The following is a 24,946-nucleotide window of genomic DNA, read 5'->3' on the forward strand; positions in this document are numbered from 1 at the left end:
CTGCGAAACACCTGCTTGTCACTGCCCCGGCGCCACGCCGATGCACTCAATACAGCAGGAACCTCAAATCCACCACACTGGCGGACGCCCGGGAATTTGCCTACGATCAAGTAATTATTGTGGCGGGGACAGAATAAGCATGGAAGACGTTGATGTCGTGATCATCGGCGCCGGTTCAGCCGGGCTTTCGGCTGCCAAGACCCTGCGCGCCGCCGGTTTTTCCTTCAAATTGTTGGAAGCGATGAACCGCATTGGCGGCCGCGCCTGGACCAGCGACCAGCATTTCGGCGTGCCGTTCGACATCGGCTGCGCCTGGCTGCATGCCGCGGACCGCAATCCCTACTTTCCCGAGGCGAAGGCCGCCGCCTGGACGCTTCATCACCACGACATGAATGTCGATCATCTCTATTACCGCGAGCGAAAGGCAAGCGAAGCCGAAGAGGCCGCGATGAAGGTGGCCGACGCAAGGCTGTTCGAGCTGGTGGCGGCACATCAGGTGAGGGAAAGCGACGACGACCGCCTGTCGGCATTGCTCGCCAAGGGACACGCGCCGCGCGCCGCCGCAACCTTCGCCGGGCCGATGGATTTCGGCGCAGACGAGGACGAGATATCGATCCGCGACTTTCAGGCCGCCGCCGATCTCGATCCGAACTATTTCACCAGGGAAGGCTTCGGTACGCTGGTTGCCCGCTTCGGTGCCGATGTGCCGGTGGAACTGTCGACGCCGGTGCGCAAGATCGTCTGGGATGGGCCGGGCGTAGCCTGCGTCACCGATCGCGGTACCATCCGCACCAAGGCGGTCATCGTCACTGCCTCGCCGGCAGTGCTCGCTTTCGAGGAGATTGCGTTCTCGCCTGCACTCCCCGATGCGCATTTCGCCGCCCTCTTCGACCTGCCGATGGGCATGCTGACCAAGCTGCCGGTCGAAATATCCGGTACCAGGCTCGGCCTGGAGCCGTTCGACGATTTGCTGATCGAGCGGTTGGCCCGGCACGACATCTACTTCCTCTGCTTTCCCTTCGATCTCGATTTGATGGTGGGTTTCGTCGGCGGCGATTTCGCTTGGGAGATGTCGGCGGCGGGCGAGGCGGCCGGCATCGACTTCGTCGTCGACCGGCTCTGCGGCATCTTTGGCGGCGACATACGAAAGCATGTCGGACGCGCAATGATGACCAATTGGGGCGCTGAACGGTTCGTGCGCGGCGCCTATGCCGCGGCGCGGCCCGGCCGCTCGCAAGCGCGCGCCACGCTGATGCAGCCGGTGGCGGAAAAGATCTTCTTCGCCGGCGAGCATTTGGCCGGTCCGCTGATGCAGACCTGCGGTGGCGCCAGATTGTCGGGCGAGGCAGTGGCCAAGGAGGTCGTCGCCCAGCTTGCGGCAAAATAGCATCAGCCGGCAGGAACGTGGGGCAGGTGACGGGCGTTTGGCGTTGTCCTGCTTGTATCGTCCTCCGCATTTCGAATGATTTGAGACGCCAATGAAGCTTTTCGACTGCCCGCATTGCGGCCACCGTCTCTATTTCGAGAACGCGCAATGCCTGAACTGCGCCAGCCTCGTGCTCTACGATCCCGAGCATGCGCGCTTCGCGCTGTCCGGCGCTGACGTCTTCCATTGCACCAATGCCGACGAGTGCGCCTGCAACTGGATGGCGGAGCCCGGCCACGCCTTCTGCCGCGCCTGTGCGCTGAACCAGCTGATCCCGGATCTGTCGGTCGACGGCAACCGCCGCCGCTGGATCCGTGTTGAGGCGGCAAAGAAGCGTGCCGTCTATTCGCTGCTCGCCTTCGGCCTGCCGGTCGCATCCAAGCAGGACGTTGGCGACGAGACCGGTCTCGCTTTCGATTTTCTTGCCGATCCGATCGGCGGCGGTCCGGGCGGCGAACGTATCCTGACCGGCCACGACAACGGCCGGATCACGCTCAACGTCGCCGAGGCGGATTCGGCAGAGCGCGAGCGGCGACGCGTCGAGATGGGCGAGAACTACCGCACGCTGCTCGGCCATTTCCGCCATGAGCTCGGCCATTATTACTGGGACCGCCTGATTCGCGACGATCCGCAAAAGCTTGCCGGTTTTCGCGCTTTGTTCGGCGACGAGCGCGCCGACTACGAACAGGCGCTGAAGACCTATTATGCCGATGGCGCGCCGCCCGACTGGCAGCAGCGCCATATTTCGGCCTATGCGACGTCGCACCCATGGGAGGACTGGGCCGAGACATGGGCGCATCACATGCACATCACCGACACGCTGGAGATGGTGCATGCTCTGAATTTCCCGCTCGGTCGGCTGGAGACCGTCGAAGCCAACGAGCTGCCGCGCGCCGATACCGGCGGCGAGCTGCAGCCGGCACCATCGGAACCCGCCGCCAGGCCGGAGCCTTTCGAAAGAATCCTCGACCGCTGGCTGGTGCTGTCGGAGGCGTCCAACTCGATCAACCGCTGCATGGGCCTGCCCGATCTCTATCCCTTCGTCATCTCGGACGTGGCGGCGCAAAAACTTGCTTTTGTTCACGAGCTTTTGACCGACCTGCCGAAAACGACTGGAACAAATCGTGAGCCGGCGGAAGCCTTTTAGCCGGAACGCATGCGGCTTTGCTTCGTTTTCCGTTCCAAGGGACTGTGAAACGGAGAGAAGACCATGAAACGCATATTGTTTCCGGCGGTGGCCGGAGCGCTCATAGCGATGTCGGGTTCTGCTTTGGCCGACACCGCCTCTCGGCCATCACTGATCTCAATGTACGCGCCGGCCCCGGCCCGCAATATCCGGTGATCGGCGTGCTCGCGGCCGGCCAGTCGGCGACGCTCGACGGCTGCATCGCCAACAGCAAATGGTGCACCATCGCCGAGGCCAACGGCCAGGGCTGGGTCTATTCCGACTATGTGACGGCCGATTTCGGCGGCAGCCGGGTGGTCCTGACACAGCGTCCGGCCAGCGCCGACATTGCCGTCGTGACGCCGCCCGCCGATAGCGTCGAATATTCCGACAGCTATACCGGAGCGATCGTCGCCGGCGAGGCGATCGAGCCTATCCGGAGACCGCCGGCCGAGATCCGTACCTATGTCCGTACGCATCGGCTCGATCCGGTCTATCTCGAGGGCGAGGTGGTGACGGGCGCTACGTTGCCTGACACCGTCGAGCTGCGTGAGATTCCAGACTATGATTACCGCTACGTCTATGTGAACGGCCAGCCGGCACTGGTCGATCCGGGCAGCCGGCGTATCGTGTACGTCGTGCGCTGACGTTGCAAAACAGGGCGGTCGCCCTGTAATGGCGGCCGCTCGCACTCCCGACATTGCCACAGACCGGTATTGCCGCTGCAATACCGGTTTCCACATTAGGGCCGATGTTCTAGACCTTGCGAGCCGAAGCACCAGCCAGCGAGCCCGCGTGACGATCGACCCAACCGCCTTCCAACTGTACCGGCACACCGCCAACAACAAGAGCACTTTGCCGCGGCTTCTGCTTGGAACGGCGGTCGTCATCCTGTTCTGGCTCGGAACCACTGCCGCCGTGCTGTTCGGCGGCGCCTATGCCTTTGCCGTTTGGCAGGCGTCGTCTGGCACCGCCCCGCCAGGTGGAGGAGCGGTGCAGGATTTCATGGCCTCTCCAGCGGGCATCCTGGCGGCGCTGGCTTCATTTGCCGGAATCTGGCTCGGCCTTTGGGCTGCCATGCGCTGGATCCATCGCGAGAAGCTGACCGCCCTGATCGGCGTCAGCCGGCGCATTTCGTGGTCGGGGTTCCTGAAAGGGCTGGCCGCGGTGCTGATCACCTCGCTGCTTTCCGAGATCCTGCTTTATGGTTTGCAGCCCGACATCACGCGCGGCGCGATCGGCCTGTCCTCGTGGCTTTTGTTCCTGATCCCGATCGCCGCCCTGACCTTTCTGCAGACCTCGTCGGAGGAGATGCTGTTTCGCGGTTATCTGCTTAGGGGTCTGGCGAGGCGGTTCCAGAACCCTTTCATCTGGGCGCTGCTGCCGGGATTGCTGTTCACCTCGCTGCACTGGAGCCCAGGTTCGAGCGCTGCCATCAATGCCTGCGTGCTGGCCTCGATCGCCGCCTTTGCGCTGTTGCTGACGCTTCTGGTCTATGCAACCGGCAATCTCGGTGCCGGCTTCGGCGCCCATCTCGGCAACAATCTGACCGGCTTCCTGCTGATTTCGCATCAGCAAAGCTATAATTCCTTCGCCCTGTTCAACGCCAAGCCGCTCGAAGCCGCCGGCTGGACGACTTTAGATGCCGCCCTCATCGCTGCGATCGGGATCGTCAGCAGCCTGTTGACCGTTCTGCTGCTTTTGCATCCGCGTTCACCACTGAAGGTCGAGCCGGATATGGCGCGCGCCGGCAGCGTGCGCTGATGCGCCTTGCCTGGTTGTCCTGGGCATATTTGGCGCAAAGCTTGACTCTGCGGCCGATTTCCTGTCTACACGCCGCGAATTCCGCGACGAGTATTCCTCCGAGCAAACCGACCGGGACGCCGAAACCTCTTTGAGGTGAAGTGCTGTAAATCGATCCCGGAGGCCAACACCCGGCAGCGCTGTGCGCCCCCGGGTGCTTTTTGGCTTTGGGCTTTGCCCGGACCGGCTTTTGCTTGGACAGTTGGCGCGAACGCATTACCTCTCGGGCATCATCCGGGTGCCAGGGAAAAGGAAAAAGAATGTTTGAATCGCTACAGGAACGCACAAGAGGCGCGGAGGGCCATCGGCCCGACAGGGATCAAAATGAATCCAAGGCGCTGTCGCGCGGCGGGTTGACCAATGTTTGAGTCCCTACAAGAGCGCCTTGGCTCCATCCTGAACGGCCTCACCGGCCGCGGCGCCTTGTCGGAGGCTGATGTCTCGGCGGCGCTGCGCGAGGTGCGCCGTGCGTTGCTCGAGGCCGACGTGGCGCTGGAAGTGGTGCGTTCCTTTACCGACAAGGTGCGCGAGAAGGCCGTCGGCGCCGCCGTGGTCAAGTCGATCAAGCCCGGCCAGATGGTCGTCAAGATCGTCCATGACGAGTTGGTCGAAATGCTCGGCGCCGAGGGCGTCGCCATCGACCTCAACGCACCGGCTCCGGTCGTCATCATGATGGTCGGCCTGCAGGGTTCCGGCAAGACGACGACCTCGGCCAAGATCGCCAGGCGCCTCACCGACCGTCAAAACAAGAAGGTTTTGATGGCCTCGCTCGACACGCGGCGTCCCGCCGCGCAAGAGCAGCTCCGCCAGCTCGGCGAGCAGGTCAAGGTCGCCACATTGCCGATCGTCGTCGGCCAGACGCCGGTCGATATCGCCCGCCGCGCCGTGCAGGCGGCCAAGCTCGGCGGCCATGACGTCGTCATCCTCGACACCGCCGGCCGCACCCATATCGACGAGCCGCTGATGGTCGAGATGGCCGACATCAAGAAGATGTCGTCGCCGCACGAGATCCTGCTGGTCGCCGACTCGCTGACCGGCCAGGACGCCGTCAATCTGGCAAAAAGCTTCGACGAGCGCGTCGGCATCACCGGCCTCGTGCTGACCCGCATGGACGGCGACGGTCGCGGTGGTGCAGCGCTCTCGATGCGTGCCGTCACCGGCAAGCCGATCAAGCTGATCGGCACCGGCGAAAAAATGGACGCGCTGGAGGAATTCCACCCCAAGCGTATCGCCGACCGCATCCTCGGCATGGGCGACATCGTCAGCCTCGTCGAAAAGGCGGCCGAGAACATCGACGCCGAGCAGGCGGCGGCGATGGCCAGGAAGATGCAGTCGGGCAAGTTCGACCTGAACGACCTCGCCGGCCAGCTTCAGCAAATGTCGAAAATGGGCGGCATGGGCGGCATCATGGGCATGATGCCCGGTATGGGCAAGATGAAGGACCAGATGGCCGCCGCCGGTCTCGACGACAAGATGTTCGGCCGCCAGCTCGCCATCATCTCGTCGATGACCAAGGCCGAGCGCGCCAACCCCGATATTCTGAAGCACTCGCGCAAGAAGCGCATCGCCGCCGGCTCCGGCACCGACGCGGCCGAAATCAATAAGTTGCTGAAGATGCATCGCGGCATGGCCGACATGATGAAGGCGATGGGCGGCAAGGGCAAAGGCGGCGGCCTGATGCGCGGCATGATGGGCGGGCTCGCTTCCAAGATGGGGCTCGGCGGCATGATGCCTGGCGGCCCAGGCGGTCCCGGAGGCGGCATGATGGGCGGCGGCATGCCGGATCTCTCCAAGATGGACCCCAAGCAGCTCGAAGCCTTGCAGAAGCAGGCGCAGGCGGCCGGGCTCGGCGGCATGAAGGGCCTGCCCGGTGGTCTTCCCGGTGGCGGTGGCCTGCCTGGGCTGCCCGGCGGCATGAAACTTCCCGGCCTGCCCGGCGGTGGCGGACTACCTGGTCTCGGCAAGAAGAAGTGAGGGCGCCATGAACGAAGAGAAGGACATGGTGGACGCGCGTGCGGCGCTGGCCAATTATCGCGCCTCTATCGACAATATCGACGCGGCGCTGATCCACATGCTGGCCGAGCGCTTCCGCTGCACCAAGGCAGTCGGCGTGCTGAAGGCGGAACACGGCCTGCCGCCTGCCGACCCGGCGCGCGAGCAGCAGCAGATCGCCCGTCTTCGCCAACTGGCGAAGGACGCCCATCTCGACCCGGATTTCGCGGAGAAATTCCTGAACTTCGTCGTCCGCGAAGTGATCCGCCATCACGAGCAGATCGCCGCATCCAACGGCGTGACGAAAACCGGCTGAAGACCAGCCACCAACCGATCAACCAGATCAGAGCTTTTAGGAGAAAAGAAATGCCACTGAAAATCCGATTGGCCCGTGCGGGCTCGAAGAAGCGTCCCTATTACCATGTCGTCGTCGCCGACGCGCGTTCGCCGCGCGACGGCCGTTTCATCGAGTCGCTCGGCTCGTGGAATCCGCTGCTGCCCAAGGACGGCGAACGCGTCAAGGTCGACGCCGAGCGCGTCAAGCATTGGCTGGCGCACGGCGCCCAGCCGACCGACCGCGTGCTGCGCTTCCTCGATGAAGCCGGCATCGCCAAGCGCGAAGCCCGCTCCAACCCGAAGAAGGCCGAGCCCGGCAAGAAGGCGCAGGAGCGCGCAGCCTTGCTGAAGAAGGCGCAGGAGGATGCCGCCGCGGCCGTTGCCGCCGCTGCAGCCGCGCCGGCCGAGGCGGAAGCCGCCAGCGCCGAATAAATCTTCTTCACAACCACGAAACGGCGGGCTTTGCCCGCCGTTTTGCCGTTCATCCGCATGGTGCGGCCGATCAATAGCCCTCTGGGCAGCTCGCAACGTACACACGACCGTTACGATCGCGATAACGGCACTGGCCGCTTTCGCTGGCACGGCCGATCAGCGCACCGGCCAAGGCGCCGGCCGCACCGCCGATCACCGCGCCCTTGGTCGGGTTGCCTGCCACCGCAGCGCCGACCGCCGCACCGCCCAGGCCACCAACGGCCGCGCCTTGCTCAGTACGGGAACAGGCACCGAGCGGCACCAGCAGGGCCATCAAGATCATCACCTTTTTCATTGTCGTTCCTCTCCAACAGGGTGCCGTCCTCGCCGCTGCACCCCCTAACTCGCAACCAGGCGATTTGATCCAAAGAAGAAGATCGGCTGCCGCCCGGCGGCGCTCAATTTGATCCAAAGAGTAGAAAAGCGGCGGCGGACCACACCCTCTCCGGCGGCGTGGCCACCATCGAACGGCTTTCGAAGTCGCCACTATTGGCTGAACGGGATCAGCGCACGCACCCTTGGATCGCGCAGATACAGGCCACCCCATAGGATGGCGCCGAGATAGACGCCGAACAGTATATGCGAGAACAAAGGGCTACCGATACGCACATGCGTGGCGACGGCGCCGCCGAGATAGGCGGTGAGCAGGATGGCACCGAGCACCGAGGTGCGTGGCAGCGCGTAAAGCACGGTCGAAACCAATCCAATGATGCCGAGCATGCGCGAGACATTGGCATCGGCCGGCCAGCCGAGTTGCACCATGGTCTGGGTGACGATTTCGAGCGGCGGCAGCTTGATGACGCATCATGAACAGCACGATGACGGCGCTGAGCGCGCGGCCGGCCCATAGGGCACGCCGTGAGACGGGTGCTGCCTGAGACATGGTCATTGATGTTCCCTCCGGTCGTTGTGAGCACTGGCTCCTTCGCCAGCTCGAACCAAGGACGCGGCCCATGACGGCGATCCGACATGCCTCCAGTTCTTTTTCACTCCGGGGACGGCGACCTCGGATGTGCAAGTTCAGCCGGCAACCAACCTGGCCAGGTCCACCTTGCGTGGTGAGGTGGAGGGCGTTATTGAAAATCCGTAGGGGTGTCTTCCGACGCTCGACGGCAGCAGCCGCCTGATCGCACGACGAAAGCAACCGATGGCCGGAGAGACCGACCTGAAAAAGTTGCTGGCGGCAATGACGCCGGAATTGCTTGCCGGCGTTCGTGTCTTCACCACGTTGCCACCCGATGCGCCCGTTCCCGACAGGCTCCACCCGGTGATGCTGTTTCGCGAGCGCGAGGGCATGACGCTGATCGTGCTTGAAGACCAGGCCAAGGCCGCTGGCCTGAAACCCGTGTTCCGCTGCCGGATGCTGACGCTGAACATCCATTCGTCGCTGGAAGCGGTCGGCTTCCTCGCCGCCATCACCGCGCGGCTGGCCGCGGCCGGCATCGGGGTCAATCCGGTCTCGGCCTTTTACCACGATCATCTGTTCGTGCCCGCCGACCGGGCGGAGGAGGCGCTGGAGTTGTTGTTGGACCTGGCGGAGGAGAACCGGCTGTGACGCCGGCGCCTTGCTGCCTATTTGAGACGCCTGTGCTGCCCCTCATCCGCCTGCCGGCACCTTCTCCCCGTGAACGGGGAGAAGGGCGCTAACGGCCGAAGGCCGAGCCCGCGACTGCGGGCCGCCGGTCGTCCGGCGCCCCGCGGAGGGCCAGCCGCGAAGCGGCGATGCGGCCCGTGAGCGAAACAACGGCCGAAGGCCGAGCCCGCGACCGCAGGCCGCCGGTCGTCCGGCGCCCCGGCGGAGGCCAGCCGCGTAGCGGCGATACGGCCGTGAGCGAAAAGTTATGCCGCCTTCTTCTTCGGCTGGATCAGCCCGCGCTCGACCAGCAGCTCGGCGATCTGCACCGCATTGAGTGCCGCGCCCTTGCGCAGATTGTCGGAGACGATCCACATCGACAGGCCGTTGTCGATGGTCGAGTCCTCGCGGATGCGCGAGATGAAGGTGGCGTCCTCGCCGGCCGATTCCAGCGGCGTGATGTAGCCGCCGTCCTCGCGCTTGTCGATGACCTGGCAGCCCGGCGCCTCGCGCAGGATCTCACGCGCCTCATCGGCGGTGATCGGCTTTTCGAACTCGATGTTGACCGCTTCCGAATGGCCGATGAACACCGGCACGCGCACGCAGGTCGCCGTCAGCTTGATCTTGGAGTCGAGCATTTTCTTGGTCTCGGCCACCATCTTCCACTCTTCCTTGGTGAAGCCGTCGTCGAGGAAGACGTCGATATGCGGGATGACGTTGAAGGCGATACGCTTGGTGAACTTCTTGACGTCGACCTGGTCGGCGACGAACACCGCGCGCGTCTGCGTGAACAATTCGTCCATGCCTTCCTTGCCGGCGCCGGAGACCGACTGGTAGGTGGCGACGACGACGCGCTTGATGGTGGCGGCGTCATGCAGCGGCTTCAGCGCCACGACCAGTTGCGCCGTCGAGCAGTTCGGGTTGGCAATGATGTTCTTGCGCGTGAACAGCGAGATCGCATCCGGGTTCACTTCCGGAACGATCAGCGGCACGTCCTGATCGTAACGGAAGGCCGACGAATTATCGATAACGACGCAGCCCTGCTTGCCGATCTTCGGCGACCATTCCTTGGAGACGTTGCCGCCGGCCGACATGATGCAGATGTCGGTGTCAGAAAAATCATATTGGTCGAGCGCCCTGACCTTCAGCGTGCGGTCGCCGAACGACACTTCCGTGCCCTGGCTGCGCCGCGAGGCCAGCGCCACCACCTCGCTCACCGGAAAGCCGCGCTCCTCCAGTATGTTGAGCATTTCCCGGCCCACATTGCCCGTGGCGCCGACGATCGCAACCTTGAAACTCATCAGAAATCTCCTGTCCCTCTCCACTCGGTTTCTGGAGAAAACCCGCCGGCCGATGCGGGTTTCAACCCCCGGGCCGGACCCGGGAGAGGGTGGTTAGGCCAAGGGAATCAGACCGTTTTGGTGGTCGTTTTGCCGGTTTTTTTGAGCAACAACGTGATTTTGCTGGAACGAGGAGACGCAGCGACGCGCCCGGCCCAATGGTTCGCATCGGGGCCGGGGATGTCGAATGCAAGGAGCGCCATCAGAAGGCCGCGCATCGAAAACTATCCCGTTCGGTGCCGGCTTTTACGCGGTTTGCGTCCAGAGTCAATCCAACCAGGCCGACCCGCCCGCCCTGTACAATGACGGCGGCACGAAGTACGAACGAGCATCGTCTGGCTCGTGGCGCCCGTCCGTGGCGCTTGCCGACATTTGACCCGTCGCCGGGTATTCAGAATCCGAATTTCGAAAGAGCAAGATGTCCAATTTCGAAGCTATTGTTCCCGCGCTGGCAAAGGCGCTGGAAAAACGCGGCTACGTCGAGCTGACGCCGGTGCAGAAGGCCGTTCTCGAGCTTGGCCAGGCCGATGCGCTGGTTTCGGCCCAGACCGGCTCCGGCAAGACCGTCGCTTTCGGCCTGGCGTTGGCGCCGACCCTCCTCGATGGCGCGGAGCGCTTTTCCCATGCCGCGGCACCCCTGGCGCTGGCCGTGGCGCCGACGCGGGAGCTGGCCCTGCAGGTGACGCGCGAGCTGGAATGGCTCTACGAACTGACGGGCGCCACGGTGGCGTCCTGCGTCGGCGGCATGGACATGCGCACCGAGCGGCGCGCGCTGGAGCGCGGCGCCCATATCGTCGTGGGCACGCCCGGCCGCCTGCGCGACCACATCACCCGCAATTCGCTCGACATGTCGGCGCTCAAGGCAGTGGTGCTCGACGAGGCCGACGAGATGCTCGATCTCGGCTTTCGCGAGGATCTGGAATTCATCCTCGATGCTGCCCCGGCCGAGCGCCGCACGCTGATGTTTTCCGCCACTGTGCCGCGCTCTATCGCCACTCTGGCCAAGGGCTACCAGCGCGATGCCGTGCGCATCTCGGCCTCCGGCGAGGAAAAGCAGCATCTCGACATCGAATACCGGGCGCTGAGCGTCGCCCAGGCGGACCGCGAAAACGCCATCATCAACGTGCTGCGCTTTTACGAAGCCAAGAACGCGCTGGTGTTCTGCAACACGCGCGCCGCCGTCAACCATCTGACGGCGCGCTTCAATAACCGCAACTTTTCCGTCGTGGCGCTGTCCGGCGAGCTTAGCCAGAACGAGCGCAGCCACGCGCTGCAGGCGATGCGCGACGGCCGCGCAAAAGTCTGCATCGCCACCGACGTCGCGGCGCGCGGCATCGACCTGCCCAATCTCGAGCTGGTGATCCATGCCGACCTGCCGACCAACCCGGAGACGCTCCTGCACCGAAGCGGGCGAACCGGGCGGGCGGGCCGCAAGGGCGTCAGCGCGCTGATCGTGCCCAATAATGCCCGCAAGCGCACCGAGCGGCTGCTGCAAAGTGCCGGCCTTGCGGCAACCTGGGCGAGCCCGCCGTCGGCAGATGACGTGATACGGCGCGACGACGAGCGCATTCTCGCTGATCCGGTCTTCAGCGAGCCTATGAAGGATGAGGAGCGCGGCTTCGTCCAGGCGCTTCTCGATCAGCACGGACCCGAACAGGTCGCCGCCGCCTTCGTGCGGATGTGCCGCTCCAGCCGCTCGGCGCCAGAGGACCTTCTCGACGTGGCGCCGTTCACGCCGTCGGGCGAAAAATTTGCGCGCCGGGACGAGGCGCCGAGCCGCCGCGACGATTTCGGCGACAGCGTCTGGTTCTCGCTGTCTGTCGGACGCCGACAGAATGCCGAGCCGCGCTGGCTGATCCCGATGCTGTGCCGGACAGGCGGCATTTCCAAGCGTGAGATCGGCGCCATCAAGATGCAGCCGGAGGAAACCTTCGTGCAGATCGCGGCGGACTGGGCCGAGCGCTTCCTCGCTGCGATCGGTCCCGACCGCAAGCTGCAGGGCAACATTGCGGTCAAGCGGCTGGACGGCACGCCGGATTTGTCGCGGGCCGGCCATCAGGAACCACGGCCCGACAAGAAGCCGCACCGCGGCAAGCGCACCTTCGATCAGAACGCGCCCAAATTCGAGAAGCGCGCACCGGTCGACCAGCGCCCGGCATTCGAGGCAAAGCCCTGGGCCGGGAAACCGGCCAAGCCGAGGTTCGAAGGCGGACCGGCGAAACACAAGAAATCGAAGAAACGGCCGGGGTAAATAGCCGGCACTCTCCATTTCCGCACGCCCCTTGCGGTCTGCCCGAACTTTGCACAGTCTGGGTCGGGGCAATCGGGGGCAAGGCATGCGCGGCGAAGTTCTTCATTACGACGAAGACCAGGGCTTCGGTTTCATCACCGGAGCCGACGGCAATCGCTACACTTTGGCGCGCGAAGATTTGCGCCGCGAAGCATCGGTTTCCGGGGGCACGACCGTCGAATTCCAGCCGGCTGGCGGACGGGCACGCAATGTTTTTTCGATCCGCGCGCAACCTGACAATGCGCCCGCCGAACCTCCCGCTGCTGCCGCCGCCCCATCTCAGGCAGGCAATCTGCCCCGGGCACGCCAGCCGCAACATTTCGGCCGTTCCGCTGAACACAGTCCGGCCGAATCCGCCAGCCTGTGGAACTATTTCTGGCTGGGCCTGACCGAGAATTACTTCAACTTCGCCGGCCGTGCCCGCCGCAAGGAATATTGGGGCTATTGCCTGTTCTGGACGATCGCGCTGATTGTGGCGACAGGATTGGGCGTCTTCATCGACAATGCCTTGGGCAATCTCGACAACAGTGAACTGCCGGCAGTGACGGTCGGCCTCTCGGGCCTCTTCCTGCTGGCGACAGCCCTGCCGTGGTTCGGGCTCAACGTGCGTCGCCTGCACGATATCGGCCTGACCGGCTGGCTCATCCTGCTTTTCCTGATCCCGACCTTCGGCGGCCTGATCATCCTGATCTTTGCGCTGATCCCGACCCAGTCGCGCGAAAACCAATGGGGTCCGGTGCCGGCGGGTGTCAGGGTTTAGCCGGAGCATCCCTCCACTTCGTCATCCCAGGGCGGAGCAAGGAGCGAAGCGACGCGGCGCAGACCCTGGGATCCATGCCGTTACCTCGCGGCAGTGCGCCTGCGGACCAGAACCGTACACTACCACCCCGTTCCGCGAAAAGTTCGAACCACTCGGGATTGGTTTTCTCGATCAGTTCGATCTTCCATTGACGTGGCCAGCGCTTCAGCGACTTCTCGCGCTGGATGGCGTCACGAATGTCGAAATGTTCCTCGTACCAGACCAGACGCTGCACGCCGTAACGGCTGGTGAATCGCGAACCTTCGCCAGATTTGTGCTCCGGCATGCGGCGGCCGAGATCGTTGATGACGCCGATATAGATCGTGCCGCGCTTCTGGCTCGCGGTCATGTAGGCATAGCCGGTCATGGTTGAAGGGTATCTGGCGCCGGTGCCGACACAAGTGCCGTTCTGAACCGCTGCATTCTTCGACTGAGGTAACGGCATGGATCCCAGGGTCTCCGCGACGGAGCTTCGCTCCTGCTTCGCCCAGGGATGACGAAGGCGTGGGAGCTTACGGCTAATCGCAGATGTTGGAGATTGGCGGCTGGAGATGATCCGACAACTCCCGGCCACAATCCCTCTTTCAGGCTCAACGCATTAGATCATCTGCGTGCAGAGGCACCAGTTGCGGCATCCCCGGTCGTCGTCCAGCGGACGTCGACCGCCATAGGATCAGCCCAGGAACTTGGCGATGATCGCATCGCCCATCTCGGTGGTGCCGACCTCGGTCATCCCCGGCGAATGAATATCCCTGGTGCGCAAGCCCTGGTCGAGCACCGCGGCGATTGCGCCTTCCAGCCGGTCGGCCTCTTCGACCATGCCGAAGGAATAGCGCATGCACATGGCGAAGGAGGCGATCATGGCGATCGGATTGGCGATGCCCTTGCCGGCAATGTCGGGCGCCGAGCCGTGCACCGGCTCGTAGAGCGCCTTGCGCTTTTTTGTCTTCGCATCCGGCGCGCCGAGCGAGGCCGACGGCAGCATGCCGATCGAGCCGGTCAGCATGGCGGCGATGTCGGACAGCATGTCGCCGAACAGATTGTCGGTGACGATGACGTCGAACTGCTTCGGCCAGCGCACCAGCTGCATGCCGCCGGCATCGGCCAACATGTGATCGAGCTTGACGTCGGCATACCTGGCCTTGTGCGTCTGGGTGACGACCTCGTTCCACAGCACGCCTGACTTCATCACATTGCGCTTTTCCATCGAGGTGACGTGGTTCTTGCGCGTGCGCGCCAATTCGAAGGCAACGCCCGAAATGCGCTCGATCTCGAACGTATCGTAAACTTGGGTGTCGATGCCGCGCTTCTGGCCGTTGCCGAGGTCGATGATCTGCTTCGGCTCGCCGAAATAGACCCCGCCGGTGAGCTCGCGCACGATCAGGATATCGAGACCCTCGACCACCTCCTGCTTGAGCGAGGAGGACGCCGCCAGCGCCGGATAGCAAATGGCGGGTCGAAGATTGGCGAACAGTTCCATGTCCTTGCGCAGCCGCAGCAGACCCGCCTCCGGACGCACCTCGTAAGGCACCGCATCCCATTTCGGCCCGCCGACGGCGCCGAACAGCACCGCGTCCGCCGCCATTGCCTTGGCCATGTCGGCATCGGAGATCGCCGCGCCGTGCGCGTCATAGGCGCAGCCGCCGACCAGCCCCTCGTCGGTGACGAAATCGCTGCCGAACCTGTCGTTCATGGCGGCGATCAATTTCTTCACCTCGGCCATCGCCTCGGGGCCGATGCCGTCGCCGGCAAGCAGGAGAAGATTTTTCGAAGCCATGAGAACCGTCCCGATTGTTTTAGCGCATGAACGCGGCCTTGCTAAACGCCAAGCGGCCGGCGCGCAAGCCTGCGGTTCAGAGCATCGGACCCAAAAGCGGAAACCGGTTTTGGGAAAATCCGGCGCTCAAGACAAATCGCCTACAGATGCGAGAGAATGTTGACCAGCCTGCCGAATGGGTCGCGTACGAAGAAGCGCCGCACACCCCAGGGTTCGTCCGCCGGCCCGTATTCGATGACGAAGCCGGCGGCCTTCATCGCTTCCAGCGCCGCATCGACATCGTCGACCTCGATCGACAGGTCAGGCACCGGCGTGCCGGAGCCACCTTGGGCCATGAAGCTGACCTGTACGGTCATTCGTTCTTGCGAGCCGTAGGTCGTAATCCAGCCTTGATCCATCAGCACGTCAAGACCAAGCACATCCTGATAGAAGGGTTTTGCCGCCGCGATATCCTGCGTGTCTATGTTTGCAACGATGCGTCTGACCTTCACCATGGGCCGATCCTCGTTCTAACCGTGTCGTTGTCGCAACCGTGACAGGCATCAGGCTGTGCGCCGTAGCGCCGTCACCTCAATCTCGATCTTCATCTCCGGCTTGTTGAGCTGGCACACGATCATCGTTGCCGCCGGCCTGATCTCGCCAAACGCCTCGCCGAGGATCGGGAACACCACATCCACGAAAGCCGCATCGGTGATGTAGTAATGTGCCCGCACCACGTCGGCCATTTCGAAACCGCCATCGGCGAGCGCCTTGGCGATCGTTGCCAGGCAATTGCGCGTTTGTGCCTCGACGGTCTCCGGCATCGACATGGTCGCATAATCGTAGCCGGTCGTTCCGGACACGAAACACCAGTCGCCCTGCACCACGGCGCGCGAATAGCCGGCGGTCTTCTCGAAGGGCGAACCGGTGGAGATCAGTTTTCGCATGGTGTCCTCCGATGGTTGTGAGCATTTTGCAGGGACGACGCCGATCCCGCCATGGGCCAACACAGATGGATAGGCGGTGCAACATCTTTGATGTCGGCGGGACGGCCTTCTGCCGGGCGTTCGTCGTTCGGAAAGTCAGGCAATTAACTTCACCTTCGCTACGCGGACCACTCCTTACCCCGCTAGGGGAGGTCGGCAGCTTCGACGGCCGCTGCAATTTCTGCTTGCATTGAGGAACAAAAACAGAACTATATAAGTATCCGCGAGGGCAGTCGCAGTAACTCCGAGGGAGGATCAGAACCATGTCATGCCGCGTCGACGCGCTGGCGCCCGCATTTGTTGCAGGGCTTTTGCGCGTGCCGCTGTTGGCGCTGCTCCTCGCGGGGATTGTGGTGCTTAGCGCAATGAGCAGTTCGGCACACGCCGCCGGCAAGGATTATGCTGCCTGTTTCAGCGACGGCAAGGTCGGCGCCGACGAGCAGATCGCCGCCTGCACCACTATTGCCGAGGACAGCGAGGAGATCCCCGATCTGCGCGTGAACGCCTATTTCGTGCGCGGCCTAGCCTACACCCGGAAGAACGATATCGACCACGTCATCGCCGATATGACCGACGTCGTCGTGCTCGATCCGACTTACACGCGCGCTTTTACCAATCGCGCCATTGCCTGGGAAGACAGGGGAGACTTCGATCGAGCCGTTGCGGACTATACGCGCGCGATCACGCTCACGCCGGACGATGCCAGCCTCTACGTCGATCGCGCCGGGGCGCTCGGCAAGAAAGGCGAGCTCGATCGCGCCATTGCCGATTGCGACAAGGCGATCGACATCGACCCTGCCAACGAGATGGCCTATGGCGTGCGCGGCATTGCCTGGAAAGACAAGGGCGACGCGGCGCGGGCCCAGGCCAATTATGACAAGGCACAGAGCGTGCGAACGGACCCTGTCACGCCTTACCATGACCGCGCCCTGTCATGGATCGCCAAGGGCGAGCGCAGGCGCGCCGAAGCCGACTGCAAGCATATTGCCGGGGTCGATGTAGACAAGGGGCGCGATTGCGCGCGCCTGATCATCGAGGCTTTGGGCGAACCGGACGACGGCAGTGGCGGCGCAACCGGCTCAAGCGCCGCTTCCGCCCAAAATGCGAATGGAGTGGAATGGCAGAACAAGGGCGACCATACCCGCGCCATTGCCGCGTTCGACGAGGCGATCCGGCTGGATCCGGCAAACTCCAATTTCTACTTCAACCGCGCCAAGAGCTGGGGCTCAAAGAAAGACTATGCGCGCGCTCTTGCAGATCTGGATGAAGTCGTCCGCCGCGACCCGGCCGACGCCCAGGCCTACCGAGTACGCGGCATGATGATGGCCCGGATCGGCAATTCAAAGGAGGCATTTGCCGATCTCGACAAAGCCATCTCTTTGATGCCGGCCGATCCAAAGTCGTACTTTATCCGGGCCCTTGTCTGGAAGGCCAGCGATCCGGACAAGGCAATCGCCGATCTGGACAAGGCAATCGCGCTCGATCCGACCAACGCCGATTACCGCAAGGAAAGGCTAAGCGTTCAACTCGACAAGCGCAGGGCAATTCCGAAAACCGCGCAAGCAGCCGACCCCGTGGCCAGCCAGGCTTATGATGCAGGCGCAGCCGCCGACGCGCCGGCCGCGCCACCAGCGGCCAAGCCAGCCGCACCTCCCGCATACGAGCCGCTGCAACTCTACCCCAAGAAGGAGGATCATTCCGAACTCGTTGCCTGGAATCTGAAATGGGGGCTAGAGCAACAGCTCCAAGGGGATGTCGCCGGCGCAATCGATGCGTTCAGCTTTGCGATCCAGCTCGACCCCTACAACGCCGAAGCGTTTTACGACCGGGCGCTTGCCGAGGCGTCGCAAGGCAACGACGCCCTTGCCGCCACCGACTGCAGGCGCGCCGTCGACCTCGACCCGAAGCGGGCGGGCTCCTGCATCGAACATGCGCCGGGCGAACCAGCCCGGTCGGCCGTCGGGAAGATAAGAGACCCCGCGGCTGCAAAAGTCCTGATCGAGCGCGCCGAGGCGCGACTTGCAGAATATATCAGCAGCGGCGCGCTTCTCGATCTGGCAAAGGCCATCAGCCTCGACCCGGACAACGCCGACGCCTATCTCGTCCGCAGCCGCGCCAGGGCATTGAACGGCGACGAGGCCGGGGCCGCAGCGGATTGCCGGCGCGCCACCGAACTCGATCCGAAGCGGGCCGGAGCCTGCGGCGGACAGGTTGCCGACGGTGAACGCGGACCGACCCCGCAGCCGGACAGTCAGGAGGCGAAGCCTCAAGCTCCGGATATCATGGCCACGGACGACACGCTGGCGGCAAAGGCCTTGGAGGCGAAGGACCCGCGCGCGCTGGAAGCGGTGCTTGGCGGTGATGCCTTCCTGGACATGGGCAAATACGACGAGGCGATCGGCGCATATGATCAGGTGATCGCGCTCGATCCCAACAACCGCTTCGGCTATTTCGGCCGCGGCAGGGCCTGGACCGCCAAACGCGACTACAGCAGAGGGATTGCCGATTACGACAAGGTCATCCAGCTCGCTCCCGATTTCGCCGCGGCCTATTTCCGCCGCGGTCTCGCCAAGGTGACTACCGACGACGCCGACGGCGCTCTCGCCGATTGCGACCGCGCCGCAACGCTCGAGCCGAAGGCGCGCGACGCTCACTATTGCCGGGGCATGGCGTGGCACGCCAAGGGCGACGCAGGGCGCGCGATCGCCGCCTATTCGGTGGCAATCGGGATCGACGCGAAGGATCACGCCAGCTATTACGCGCGCGGTATGGCGCGGGCCGACCAGAAGGACTATGACGGCGCCATCGCCGACTTCGACCAGGCCATAAAGCTCGACCCTGGCAATCCAGACTATGCGGTCGCCCGCAAGGCGACGATGGCTGCGCTGGCAAAAATTGGTGGCGCGCCGAACGCCGTAGGCTCGAAGAACCTCAAGGCTTTCATCGATCGGGGCGATGCCTTCTACGACAAAGGCAAATATGATCGCGCCATAGCCGAATACAGCAAGGCGATTGCGCTCGATCCGAGAAAAGCCTCGGCCTATGTCGGCCGCGGCACGTCGCTTGTCGAGAAGGGCATGTACGACGCAGCCATCAACGACTTCGGCAAGGTGATCGAACTCTATCCCAGCTATCTAGACGCTTATATCGGCCGCGCCGTCGCGTGGACCAACAAGAACGAACTGGATCGCGCCATCGCCGACTATAGTCGCGTGCTCGCATTCAAACCGCAATATGCGCCGGCTTATTTTGCGCGTGGCAGCGTCTGGTTCACCAAGGGCGACTTCGACCAGGCGATTGCCGACTTCGACCAGGCGCTGAAGTTCGATCCAAAGATGGCCCCCGCCCGCAAGGGCCGCAAGTTGGCGATAGTGGCAAGAGACGAAGCGAACGCATCGAAGATGTCAGGCAAGGCCGCTGGCCGGGCTGGCGAGCAAGCGACCAGGCCGGGTTGGACTTCGCTGGCCGCGCAGACGTTCAACAAGGGTCGAGCGCTGTATGGAAAGGACGACTATGACGGCGCCATAGCCCTTTACGACAAGGCGATTGCGTTCTTTCCGGCATTCCACGATGCCTATCTGGCCCGCGCCATGTCATGGGAGGCCAAGGGCGATTACGCTCATGCCGTGGCTGATTACAGCCAGGCGATCGCGCTCAACCCGAATTTTGCCGAGACCTACTATGACCGCGGCCAGAACCGCGGTTCCCAGGGAGATTACGACGGGGCGCTTGCGGATTACGACAAGGCCATCACCCTCAATACCAAGGACGCAAGGGTCTATGCCGATCGGGGTCTCATATGGATGGGCAGACATGAGGACGCCGCGGCACTGCGCGATTTCGAAAGGGCGCTCAGTCTCGACCGCAAAAATCTCTTTGCCTATCTGGGCCGGGGCGTCATACGGATCAGCAAGGCGGACTATGACGGGGCCATCGCCGATTTAAGCCAGACGATAAAACTCAAGCCGGATTTCGCCACCGCCTATAAAGTGCGAAGCCGCGCGTGGGACGCCAAGGGCAACCACAAGCGTGCCGAGGCCGACCGCAAGAAGGCATTGCGCCTCGGAGCGAAGTGAGGCTTGGCTTTTCGAACGACGAACGCCCGGAGCGGCAGCGAAGGGCCGAGGCCGGCAGGACGGAGGCGATGGAAAGGATCCCGACAAACTGCTTTTTCCTGCAGCCGTGCCAGTGAATTGGGCCGAAGTCACGACATGGCTCAGTCGCCAGGCTAGTTCGCCGACCCCAGCGCCTTGTCCAGCGCTTCCTTCACATCGGCCGGCCATGTAGCAACCGCCGGCCATGTGTCCGGCTCCGGTTTGTCGCCGCGCCTGGCGAAATAGAGCTTATGGTTGACCGGGTCGACCGCCATGAAGCCGTCATTGCCGCCGCAATCGTGCGGCACGCAGCCGCTGGCAAAGAAGGCGCCCGAAGCGGTCTTCTCAGTACCGCCGCCGACCAGCAGGCTGGTCGCCATGTCGGGCATGTCCTTGCCGAGCAGCGTCTCGGCTAGTTTGTAGACCGCCCCATTGTGGAAGGCGTCGATGATGTTGTCGTATTTCGACGGATCGACGTCCTTCCAGTCGGTGCCCGGCTCCGGCATATAGGTCAGATTACCGGACGTCGTCAGTCCGTCCGTCGGCGACCATTGCAGCGCCGGCTTGGAATCACCCGGCAGCAGATAGGGCACGAAATAGATGGCGCTGTCGGAGATCGCGGCCGGCGGCGCGCCGCATTCGTCCTGCTCGACCGTGACCGTCTGGATCGTGCCGCCTTCCGGCTTCCACACGATCACCTTGGCCGGGCCGCACTGGTTGCCGCCGTCGCCGACATCGACCAGTGCCACCTTGACGCCGCCGACCTCGACGATCTTGTCGAAGAAGACGTCGTAATTGCGCGCCAGTTCCTTGCCGTCGAAGGCGAGCACCCGTTCCCCGTACTCTTCCTCCTGGGTGATGGTCAGCTGGCCGCCCTCGAACGGGATCGGCGCCTGTTTGTCATTGTCGGCTAGGGCCGCATTGCTCAACGCGCCCTGGTCGGCGGCCGTGCCGGGCGCATCGTCAGCCGGCACGAGCACCGTGTCGGTCTGTGCATGCGCGCCAGCCATCGTCATCAGAATCCACGCCAGCGCGCAGGCGCCGGCAAGAAGCGAACGTGTCATGACTGTCCCTCCGTTCAGCCTCCACGAACCCGGCCTGTCGCGGCCGGGTCATCGTACCGCTCAGGCCCAGGGCCGCAGCTCGGCGTTCTTCTTCTCGAACGAAGCGATGGCGCCGGCCTTCTCCATGGTCAGGCCGATATCGTCGAGGCCGTTCAAGAGGCAGTGGCGCTTGAACTCGTCGAGATCGAACTTGACCACGCCGCCGTCCGGCCCGCGGATTTCCTTGGCCTCGAGATCGACCGACAGCGTCGCGTTGGAACCGCGCGAGGCGTCGTCCATCAGCTTCTCCAGGTCTTCCGGGCTGACGGTGATCGGCAAGATGCCGTTCTTGAAGCAGTTGTTGTAGAAAATGTCGGCGAACGAGGTCGAGATGACGCAGCGGATGCCGAAATCGAGCAGCGCCCACGGCGCGTGTTCCCGGCTCGAACCGCAGCCGAAATTGTCGCCGGCGACCAGGATCTGCGCCTTGCGGTAGGCTGGCTTGTTGAGCACGAAGTCCGGGTTTTCCGAACCGTCGTCCTTGTAGCGCATTTCGGCGAACAAGCCGGTGCCGAGCCCGGTGCGCTTGATCGTCTTGAGATAATCCTTGGGGATGATCATGTCGGTGTCGACATTGACGATCGGCATCGGCGCGGCGACACCGGTGAGCTTGGTGAATTTTTCCATGGTTCTTGCCCGTCTTCTTCTCATTGCGGGGAATTGCTGGCGCCCGGTTTACACAATGCCGCGGGCAAATAAAAGACGGCTGTTTTTGGACTTCCGTCGTCGATCGAAAACACAAGATCGGTACAAAACAGCTTCAAAATCACCGGCCCATGGTGCACTTTTATCGACATGACAACGCGATCCAAGGTCCTCTACGCCAGCGAACCGGGCCTCGGCACCGCCGAGTTCCGCCGCGTGCTGGTGGAATCCGGCCTCGGCGCCAACCGCCCCGTCGATGACGACACCCGATTGAAGGCGATGCTGTCAGCGGCCAATTTGGTGCTCACCGCGCGTCTCGACACAGAAGGCAAGCCGCTGGTCGGTGTTGCCCGCGGTGTCACCGATTTCTCGTGGGTCTGTTACGTTTCCGAGCTCGCCGTTTGCAAATCGGCGCAAGGGCTGGGTATCGGCAAGGGCCTGATGGATGAAGCACGCCGGCAACTCGGGCCGTCCGTCGCCATCAGCCTGATCTCCATGCCCGACGCGGTCGGCTTCTATGAGCGTATCGGCATGGAGCGGATGCCCAACGCATTCTGGTTCGGCCGCAAGCGCTGAAATCCACTTCCAGCAACCTCAACCTGGGCATCCTTGGCTAGGGTTCTGCCTCTTGACATGCAACCAAATGGTTGCATATTAGAGTCATGAGCATGGATGATGTCTTTCGGGCCTTGGCCGACCCGACACGCCGGCGATTGCTGGACAGCCTTCATGCCAGGAACGGACAGACGCTGAACGCGCTGTGCGGTGAGATGGACATGACGCGCCAGGCGGTGACCAAGCATCTGGCGATCCTGGAAGAAGCAAACCTCGTCACCACCATCCGCAAGGGACGCGAGAAGCAACATTATCTGAATCCCGTTCCCATCAACGAGATCGCCGAACGCTGGATCGGCAAATTCGAGCGGGGGCGACTGGGCGCCCTCAGCGATTTGAAGAAACGTCTCGAAAGGGAAGACTGATGAGCAACATTTTCGTTTATGTCACCTACATCCGCACTTCGCCCGAAAAACTCTGGCAAGCACTGACCGAGCCGGAGTTCCAGCGGCAATATTTCCTCGGCGCCCAGATGCTAAGCGACTGGAAACAAGGTTCGGCGTGGAAGATGGTTTACACCGACGGCCGCGTCACCGACAGCGGCGAGGTCCTCGAGATCGATCCACCCAAGCGCATCGTGCTCAAATGGCGCAACGAGTTCATGCCCGAGGTCAAGGCGGACGGCTACACACGCTGCACCTTCGCCCTCGAGCAGGAGGGCGAGATGATGAAGCTCGCCGTCACACACGAAGCCGACGGGCCGCACAAGCTGCTCGGCCATGTGGCGAACGGCTGGCCGCTCATCCTGTCCAGCCTGAAGAGTCTGCTGGAAACCGGCAAAGGGCTGTCGCGCCCGGCGTCGAAGGCTTGAGGTCGTTTCGACAGCGAAACGTTTCTGGAGGACAGATGATGCACGGTTCCGCGGTGCACAGCATGACCAATGGTGAGACCGTTATGGCGAGCGCCGATGTTTGCGCGCCGCCCGAGCGGATCTTTGACGCGCTCGTTACACGCGAGGTCGAGCGCTGGTGGGGGTCCGCCAAGACCTACCGGATGGCCGGATGGGCGGCCGACCTCCGCGTCGGCGGCCGCTGGAGCGTCACCGTCGAGACGGCGGCCGGCAGACACCTGCCCGCCAGTGGCGAATTCCTGGAGATCGAGGAGCCGCGCCGGATCGTGCAGACGCGGAGATACGACTGGGACCATCCGACGCTTGGCCGCCGCGAAACCAAAGTCGCCTGGCTGCTGGAGCCGATCGCCGGCGGCACGCGCGTCACCATCTGTCATGGCGGCTTTGCCGGCCTCGCTGACGCCGCAACCGAGCATGCGGAAGGTTGGGGTAGGGTGCTGGGCTGGCTTCAGGCGTATCTTGGTGCAGGCGGCTTGGTGGCGGCTGATCCAACGGTCGCATCGCTTCGCGCCAGCGTCAAATTACATTCAGTTCTCTGAACGCCCGCCCTTCAGCGACCCGGCTGTACCCAAACGCGGAGCAATCCACCGTGCGATAGCCGCCATGCACGATCAGTTCGGCAAGCGCTTTGCCGACCGCCGGCGCCTGCTGCAGGCCGTGGCCGGAAAAACCGTTGGCGAAGAGGAAATTACCGACCTCGGGATGCGGGCCGATCACCGCGTTCTGGTCGAGCGTGTTGTAGTCGTAATGGCCGACCCAGGCGCGCGTCGGCTTGATCGCCTCGAAGGCTGGAATGCGGGTCGCCAGCACCGGCCAGATCACCTCTTCGAACAGCGGCCAGTCGGGGTCGAAGTCGGCGGGATCAGCTGCTCCTTCGCCCTCTTCCGGCTCGGCGCCGCCGGTGATGTAGACCGAGCCCTCCGGCCGGACATAGATGCCGCTCGGGTCGACCAGCAGCGGCATGTCGTCATATTTTTCGCGCGCCTCGAAGACGAAGACATTGCGCTTGCGCGGCTCCACCGGCAGCGCCAGCCCGGCCATTGCTGCCACCTTGCCGGCATTCGGCCCGGCGGCGTTGACGACGGTGCCGGCCTCGAGCCGCTCGCCATTGTCCAGAAATACACCACTGACCCGGCCGCCTAGCCGCTCGATACCCGTCACCGACGCCGTGATGAAATCGATGTTCTTCGTCCGCAGTGCCTTGCGGAACAGCATCAGCATCGCATGCGCGTCGAACCAGCCTTCGCCGCTGCGGCCATAGGCGCCGGCGGAAATGCCCTCGACCGACAGCCACGGAAAACGGCGGACGAGCGTCTCGGCATCCTCGAGCACGATGTCGGCGCCCTCAGCCATCTGCGCCTCGTGGTTGGCCCGCAGGATCGGCAGCCCGTTCTCGCCGGCAAGGATGAGATAGCCGCCTTCGCGAAAGCCGATATCGGCGTCCGCGCCGAACTCTTCCTTCAACCGCCGGAACAGTTTCAGCGTGAACTGCGACAGCCGGATGTTTTCCGGGATCGAGAACTGCTGGCGGATCGAAGCGCAGGACAGCGTGGTCGCGGCGCGGGAAAATTGCGGGTCGCGCTCGACAAGCGCGATCGAGCCCGAAAACCCTTCCTCGCGCAGATAATAGGCAACCGAGGAGCCGACGATAGCTCCGCCGATGATGACGATGTCGTTGTGCACCTTTTCGCCCTTCCGATCT

Annotated in this window: 24 protein-coding genes and 2 pseudogenes; 15 read left to right on the top strand and 11 right to left on the bottom strand. The window is 63.4% G+C overall.

Annotation, left to right across the window (positions count from 1 at the left end; all coding sequences use genetic code 11):
* The first annotated feature begins 139 nt into the window (after positions 1–139).
* From AC0L2Y_RS03130 to rpsP, 7 genes and pseudogenes are all read left to right on the top strand, one after another.
* Entirely contained in the window at positions 140–1,387 is a 1,248-nt protein-coding gene (locus tag AC0L2Y_RS03130; protein ID WP_473553764.1) for a flavin monoamine oxidase family protein, read from the top strand.
* 91 nt (positions 1,388–1,478) lie between these two features.
* Positions 1,479–2,573: a zinc-binding metallopeptidase family protein gene (locus AC0L2Y_RS03135; protein WP_473553765.1), complete on the top strand. Its 1,095-nt coding sequence runs from the start codon at positions 1,479–1,481 to the stop codon at positions 2,571–2,573.
* 63 nt (positions 2,574–2,636) lie between these two features.
* Positions 2,637–3,238, top strand: a pseudogene (locus AC0L2Y_RS03140) (DUF1236 domain-containing protein).
* Positions 3,239–3,386: 148 nt separating this feature from the next.
* Positions 3,387–4,355: a lysostaphin resistance A-like protein gene (locus AC0L2Y_RS03145; protein ID WP_473553767.1), complete on the top strand. Its 969-nt coding sequence runs from the start codon at positions 3,387–3,389 to the stop codon at positions 4,353–4,355.
* Positions 4,356–4,754: 399 nt separating this feature from the next.
* Positions 4,755–6,368 (top strand): signal recognition particle protein, encoded by a 1,614-nt coding sequence (gene ffh / locus AC0L2Y_RS03150; RefSeq protein WP_473553768.1) that lies wholly within the window; start codon positions 4,755–4,757, stop codon positions 6,366–6,368.
* Between the two features lie 7 nt (positions 6,369–6,375).
* A complete protein-coding gene (locus AC0L2Y_RS03155) occupies positions 6,376–6,702 on the top strand; it encodes a chorismate mutase (protein ID WP_473553769.1) in 327 nt (108 codons plus the stop codon).
* Positions 6,703–6,752: 50 nt separating this feature from the next.
* Entirely contained in the window at positions 6,753–7,154 is a 402-nt protein-coding gene (rpsP, locus tag AC0L2Y_RS03160; protein ID WP_473553771.1) for a 30S ribosomal protein S16, read from the top strand.
* Positions 7,155–7,224: 70 nt separating this feature from the next.
* Here the strand turns inward: rpsP and AC0L2Y_RS03165 are convergent, their stop codons facing one another.
* A complete protein-coding gene (locus AC0L2Y_RS03165) occupies positions 7,225–7,488 on the bottom strand; it encodes a YMGG-like glycine zipper-containing protein (protein ID WP_023680734.1) in 264 nt (87 codons plus the stop codon).
* A 191-nt stretch (positions 7,489–7,679) separates the two neighbouring features.
* Positions 7,680–8,082, bottom strand: a pseudogene (locus tag AC0L2Y_RS03170) (DoxX family protein).
* A 258-nt stretch (positions 8,083–8,340) separates the two neighbouring features.
* On the opposite strand from AC0L2Y_RS03170, the gene AC0L2Y_RS03175 reads away from it, so the two are divergent.
* Positions 8,341–8,748, top strand: a complete 408-nt coding sequence (locus tag AC0L2Y_RS03175) for an ACT domain-containing protein (RefSeq protein WP_473553772.1) — start codon at positions 8,341–8,343, stop codon at positions 8,746–8,748.
* 284 nt (positions 8,749–9,032) lie between these two features.
* Here the strand turns inward: AC0L2Y_RS03175 and AC0L2Y_RS03180 are convergent, their stop codons facing one another.
* Together AC0L2Y_RS03180 and AC0L2Y_RS03185 are read right to left on the bottom strand one after the other, a co-directional pair.
* Complete coding sequence (locus AC0L2Y_RS03180) at positions 9,033–10,067, bottom strand: aspartate-semialdehyde dehydrogenase (protein ID WP_473553774.1); 1,035 nt, start codon at positions 10,065–10,067, stop codon at positions 9,033–9,035.
* A 107-nt stretch (positions 10,068–10,174) separates the two neighbouring features.
* Complete coding sequence (locus tag AC0L2Y_RS03185) at positions 10,175–10,324, bottom strand: hypothetical protein (RefSeq protein ID WP_352491676.1); 150 nt, start codon at positions 10,322–10,324, stop codon at positions 10,175–10,177.
* 200 nt (positions 10,325–10,524) lie between these two features.
* Between AC0L2Y_RS03185 and AC0L2Y_RS03190 the strand changes: the two genes are divergently transcribed.
* Both AC0L2Y_RS03190 and AC0L2Y_RS03195 read left to right on the top strand, forming a co-directional pair.
* Entirely contained in the window at positions 10,525–12,357 is a 1,833-nt protein-coding gene (locus tag AC0L2Y_RS03190; RefSeq protein ID WP_473553776.1) for a DEAD/DEAH box helicase, read from the top strand.
* A gap of 85 nt (positions 12,358–12,442) precedes the next feature.
* Positions 12,443–13,156 carry a DUF805 domain-containing protein gene (locus tag AC0L2Y_RS03195; protein WP_473553778.1) on the top strand — a complete coding sequence of 238 codons (714 nt, stop codon included), beginning with the start codon at positions 12,443–12,445 and terminating at the stop codon, positions 13,154–13,156.
* On the opposite strand, the gene AC0L2Y_RS03200 is transcribed toward AC0L2Y_RS03195, so the two are convergent.
* The 4 genes from AC0L2Y_RS03200 to AC0L2Y_RS03215 form a co-directional block, all read right to left on the bottom strand.
* Positions 13,146–13,562, bottom strand: coding sequence for a GIY-YIG nuclease family protein (locus AC0L2Y_RS03200; protein WP_473553780.1), 417 nt, complete (start codon positions 13,560–13,562; stop codon positions 13,146–13,148). The genes AC0L2Y_RS03195 and AC0L2Y_RS03200 overlap by 11 nt on opposite strands.
* 306 nt (positions 13,563–13,868) lie before the next feature.
* Positions 13,869–14,972, bottom strand: coding sequence for a 3-isopropylmalate dehydrogenase (leuB, locus tag AC0L2Y_RS03205; RefSeq protein WP_473553781.1), 1,104 nt, complete (start codon positions 14,970–14,972; stop codon positions 13,869–13,871).
* A gap of 140 nt (positions 14,973–15,112) precedes the next feature.
* Positions 15,113–15,463 carry a VOC family protein gene (locus tag AC0L2Y_RS03210; protein ID WP_473554183.1) on the bottom strand — a complete coding sequence of 117 codons (351 nt, stop codon included), beginning with the start codon at positions 15,461–15,463 and terminating at the stop codon, positions 15,113–15,115.
* Positions 15,464–15,514: 51 nt separating this feature from the next.
* Positions 15,515–15,898, bottom strand: coding sequence for a RidA family protein (locus AC0L2Y_RS03215; protein ID WP_352491680.1), 384 nt, complete (start codon positions 15,896–15,898; stop codon positions 15,515–15,517).
* Between the two features lie 302 nt (positions 15,899–16,200).
* On the opposite strand from AC0L2Y_RS03215, the gene AC0L2Y_RS03220 reads away from it, so the two are divergent.
* A complete protein-coding gene (locus AC0L2Y_RS03220) occupies positions 16,201–20,013 on the top strand; it encodes a tetratricopeptide repeat protein (protein ID WP_473553783.1) in 3,813 nt (1,270 codons plus the stop codon).
* Positions 20,014–20,165: 152 nt separating this feature from the next.
* Here AC0L2Y_RS03220 and AC0L2Y_RS03225 read toward each other — a convergent pair whose 3' ends face one another.
* Together AC0L2Y_RS03225 and leuD are read right to left on the bottom strand one after the other, a co-directional pair.
* A complete protein-coding gene (locus tag AC0L2Y_RS03225; protein ID WP_473553785.1) occupies positions 20,166–21,095 on the bottom strand; it encodes a hypothetical protein in 930 nt (309 codons plus the stop codon).
* Positions 21,096–21,155: 60 nt separating this feature from the next.
* Complete coding sequence (leuD, locus tag AC0L2Y_RS03230; RefSeq protein WP_292663076.1) at positions 21,156–21,761, bottom strand: 3-isopropylmalate dehydratase small subunit; 606 nt, start codon at positions 21,759–21,761, stop codon at positions 21,156–21,158.
* Between the two features lie 168 nt (positions 21,762–21,929).
* Between leuD and AC0L2Y_RS03235 the strand changes: the two genes are divergently transcribed.
* The 4 genes from AC0L2Y_RS03235 (at position 21,930) to AC0L2Y_RS03250 (ending at position 23,783) form a co-directional block, all read left to right on the top strand.
* Positions 21,930–22,355, top strand: coding sequence for a GNAT family N-acetyltransferase (locus AC0L2Y_RS03235; protein WP_473553787.1), 426 nt, complete (start codon positions 21,930–21,932; stop codon positions 22,353–22,355).
* Positions 22,356–22,447: 92 nt separating this feature from the next.
* Positions 22,448–22,759 (top strand): ArsR/SmtB family transcription factor, encoded by a 312-nt coding sequence (locus tag AC0L2Y_RS03240; protein ID WP_352491684.1) that lies wholly within the window; start codon positions 22,448–22,450, stop codon positions 22,757–22,759.
* On the top strand, positions 22,759–23,205 hold the full coding sequence (locus tag AC0L2Y_RS03245; protein ID WP_473553789.1) for an SRPBCC family protein: 447 nt from the start codon (positions 22,759–22,761) through the stop codon (positions 23,203–23,205). Before AC0L2Y_RS03240 ends, AC0L2Y_RS03245 begins: the two co-directional genes overlap by 1 nt.
* Positions 23,206–23,240: 35 nt before the next feature.
* Positions 23,241–23,783, top strand: coding sequence for an SRPBCC family protein (locus AC0L2Y_RS03250; RefSeq protein WP_473553791.1), 543 nt, complete (start codon positions 23,241–23,243; stop codon positions 23,781–23,783).
* On the opposite strand, the gene AC0L2Y_RS03255 is transcribed toward AC0L2Y_RS03250, so the two are convergent.
* Positions 23,761–24,927 (bottom strand): NAD(P)/FAD-dependent oxidoreductase, encoded by a 1,167-nt coding sequence (locus AC0L2Y_RS03255; RefSeq protein ID WP_473553793.1) that lies wholly within the window; start codon positions 24,925–24,927, stop codon positions 23,761–23,763. The genes AC0L2Y_RS03250 and AC0L2Y_RS03255 overlap by 23 nt on opposite strands.
* Positions 24,928–24,946: the final 19 nt, after the last annotated feature.

This window comes from Mesorhizobium sp. WSM4830 (assembly GCF_055811495.1).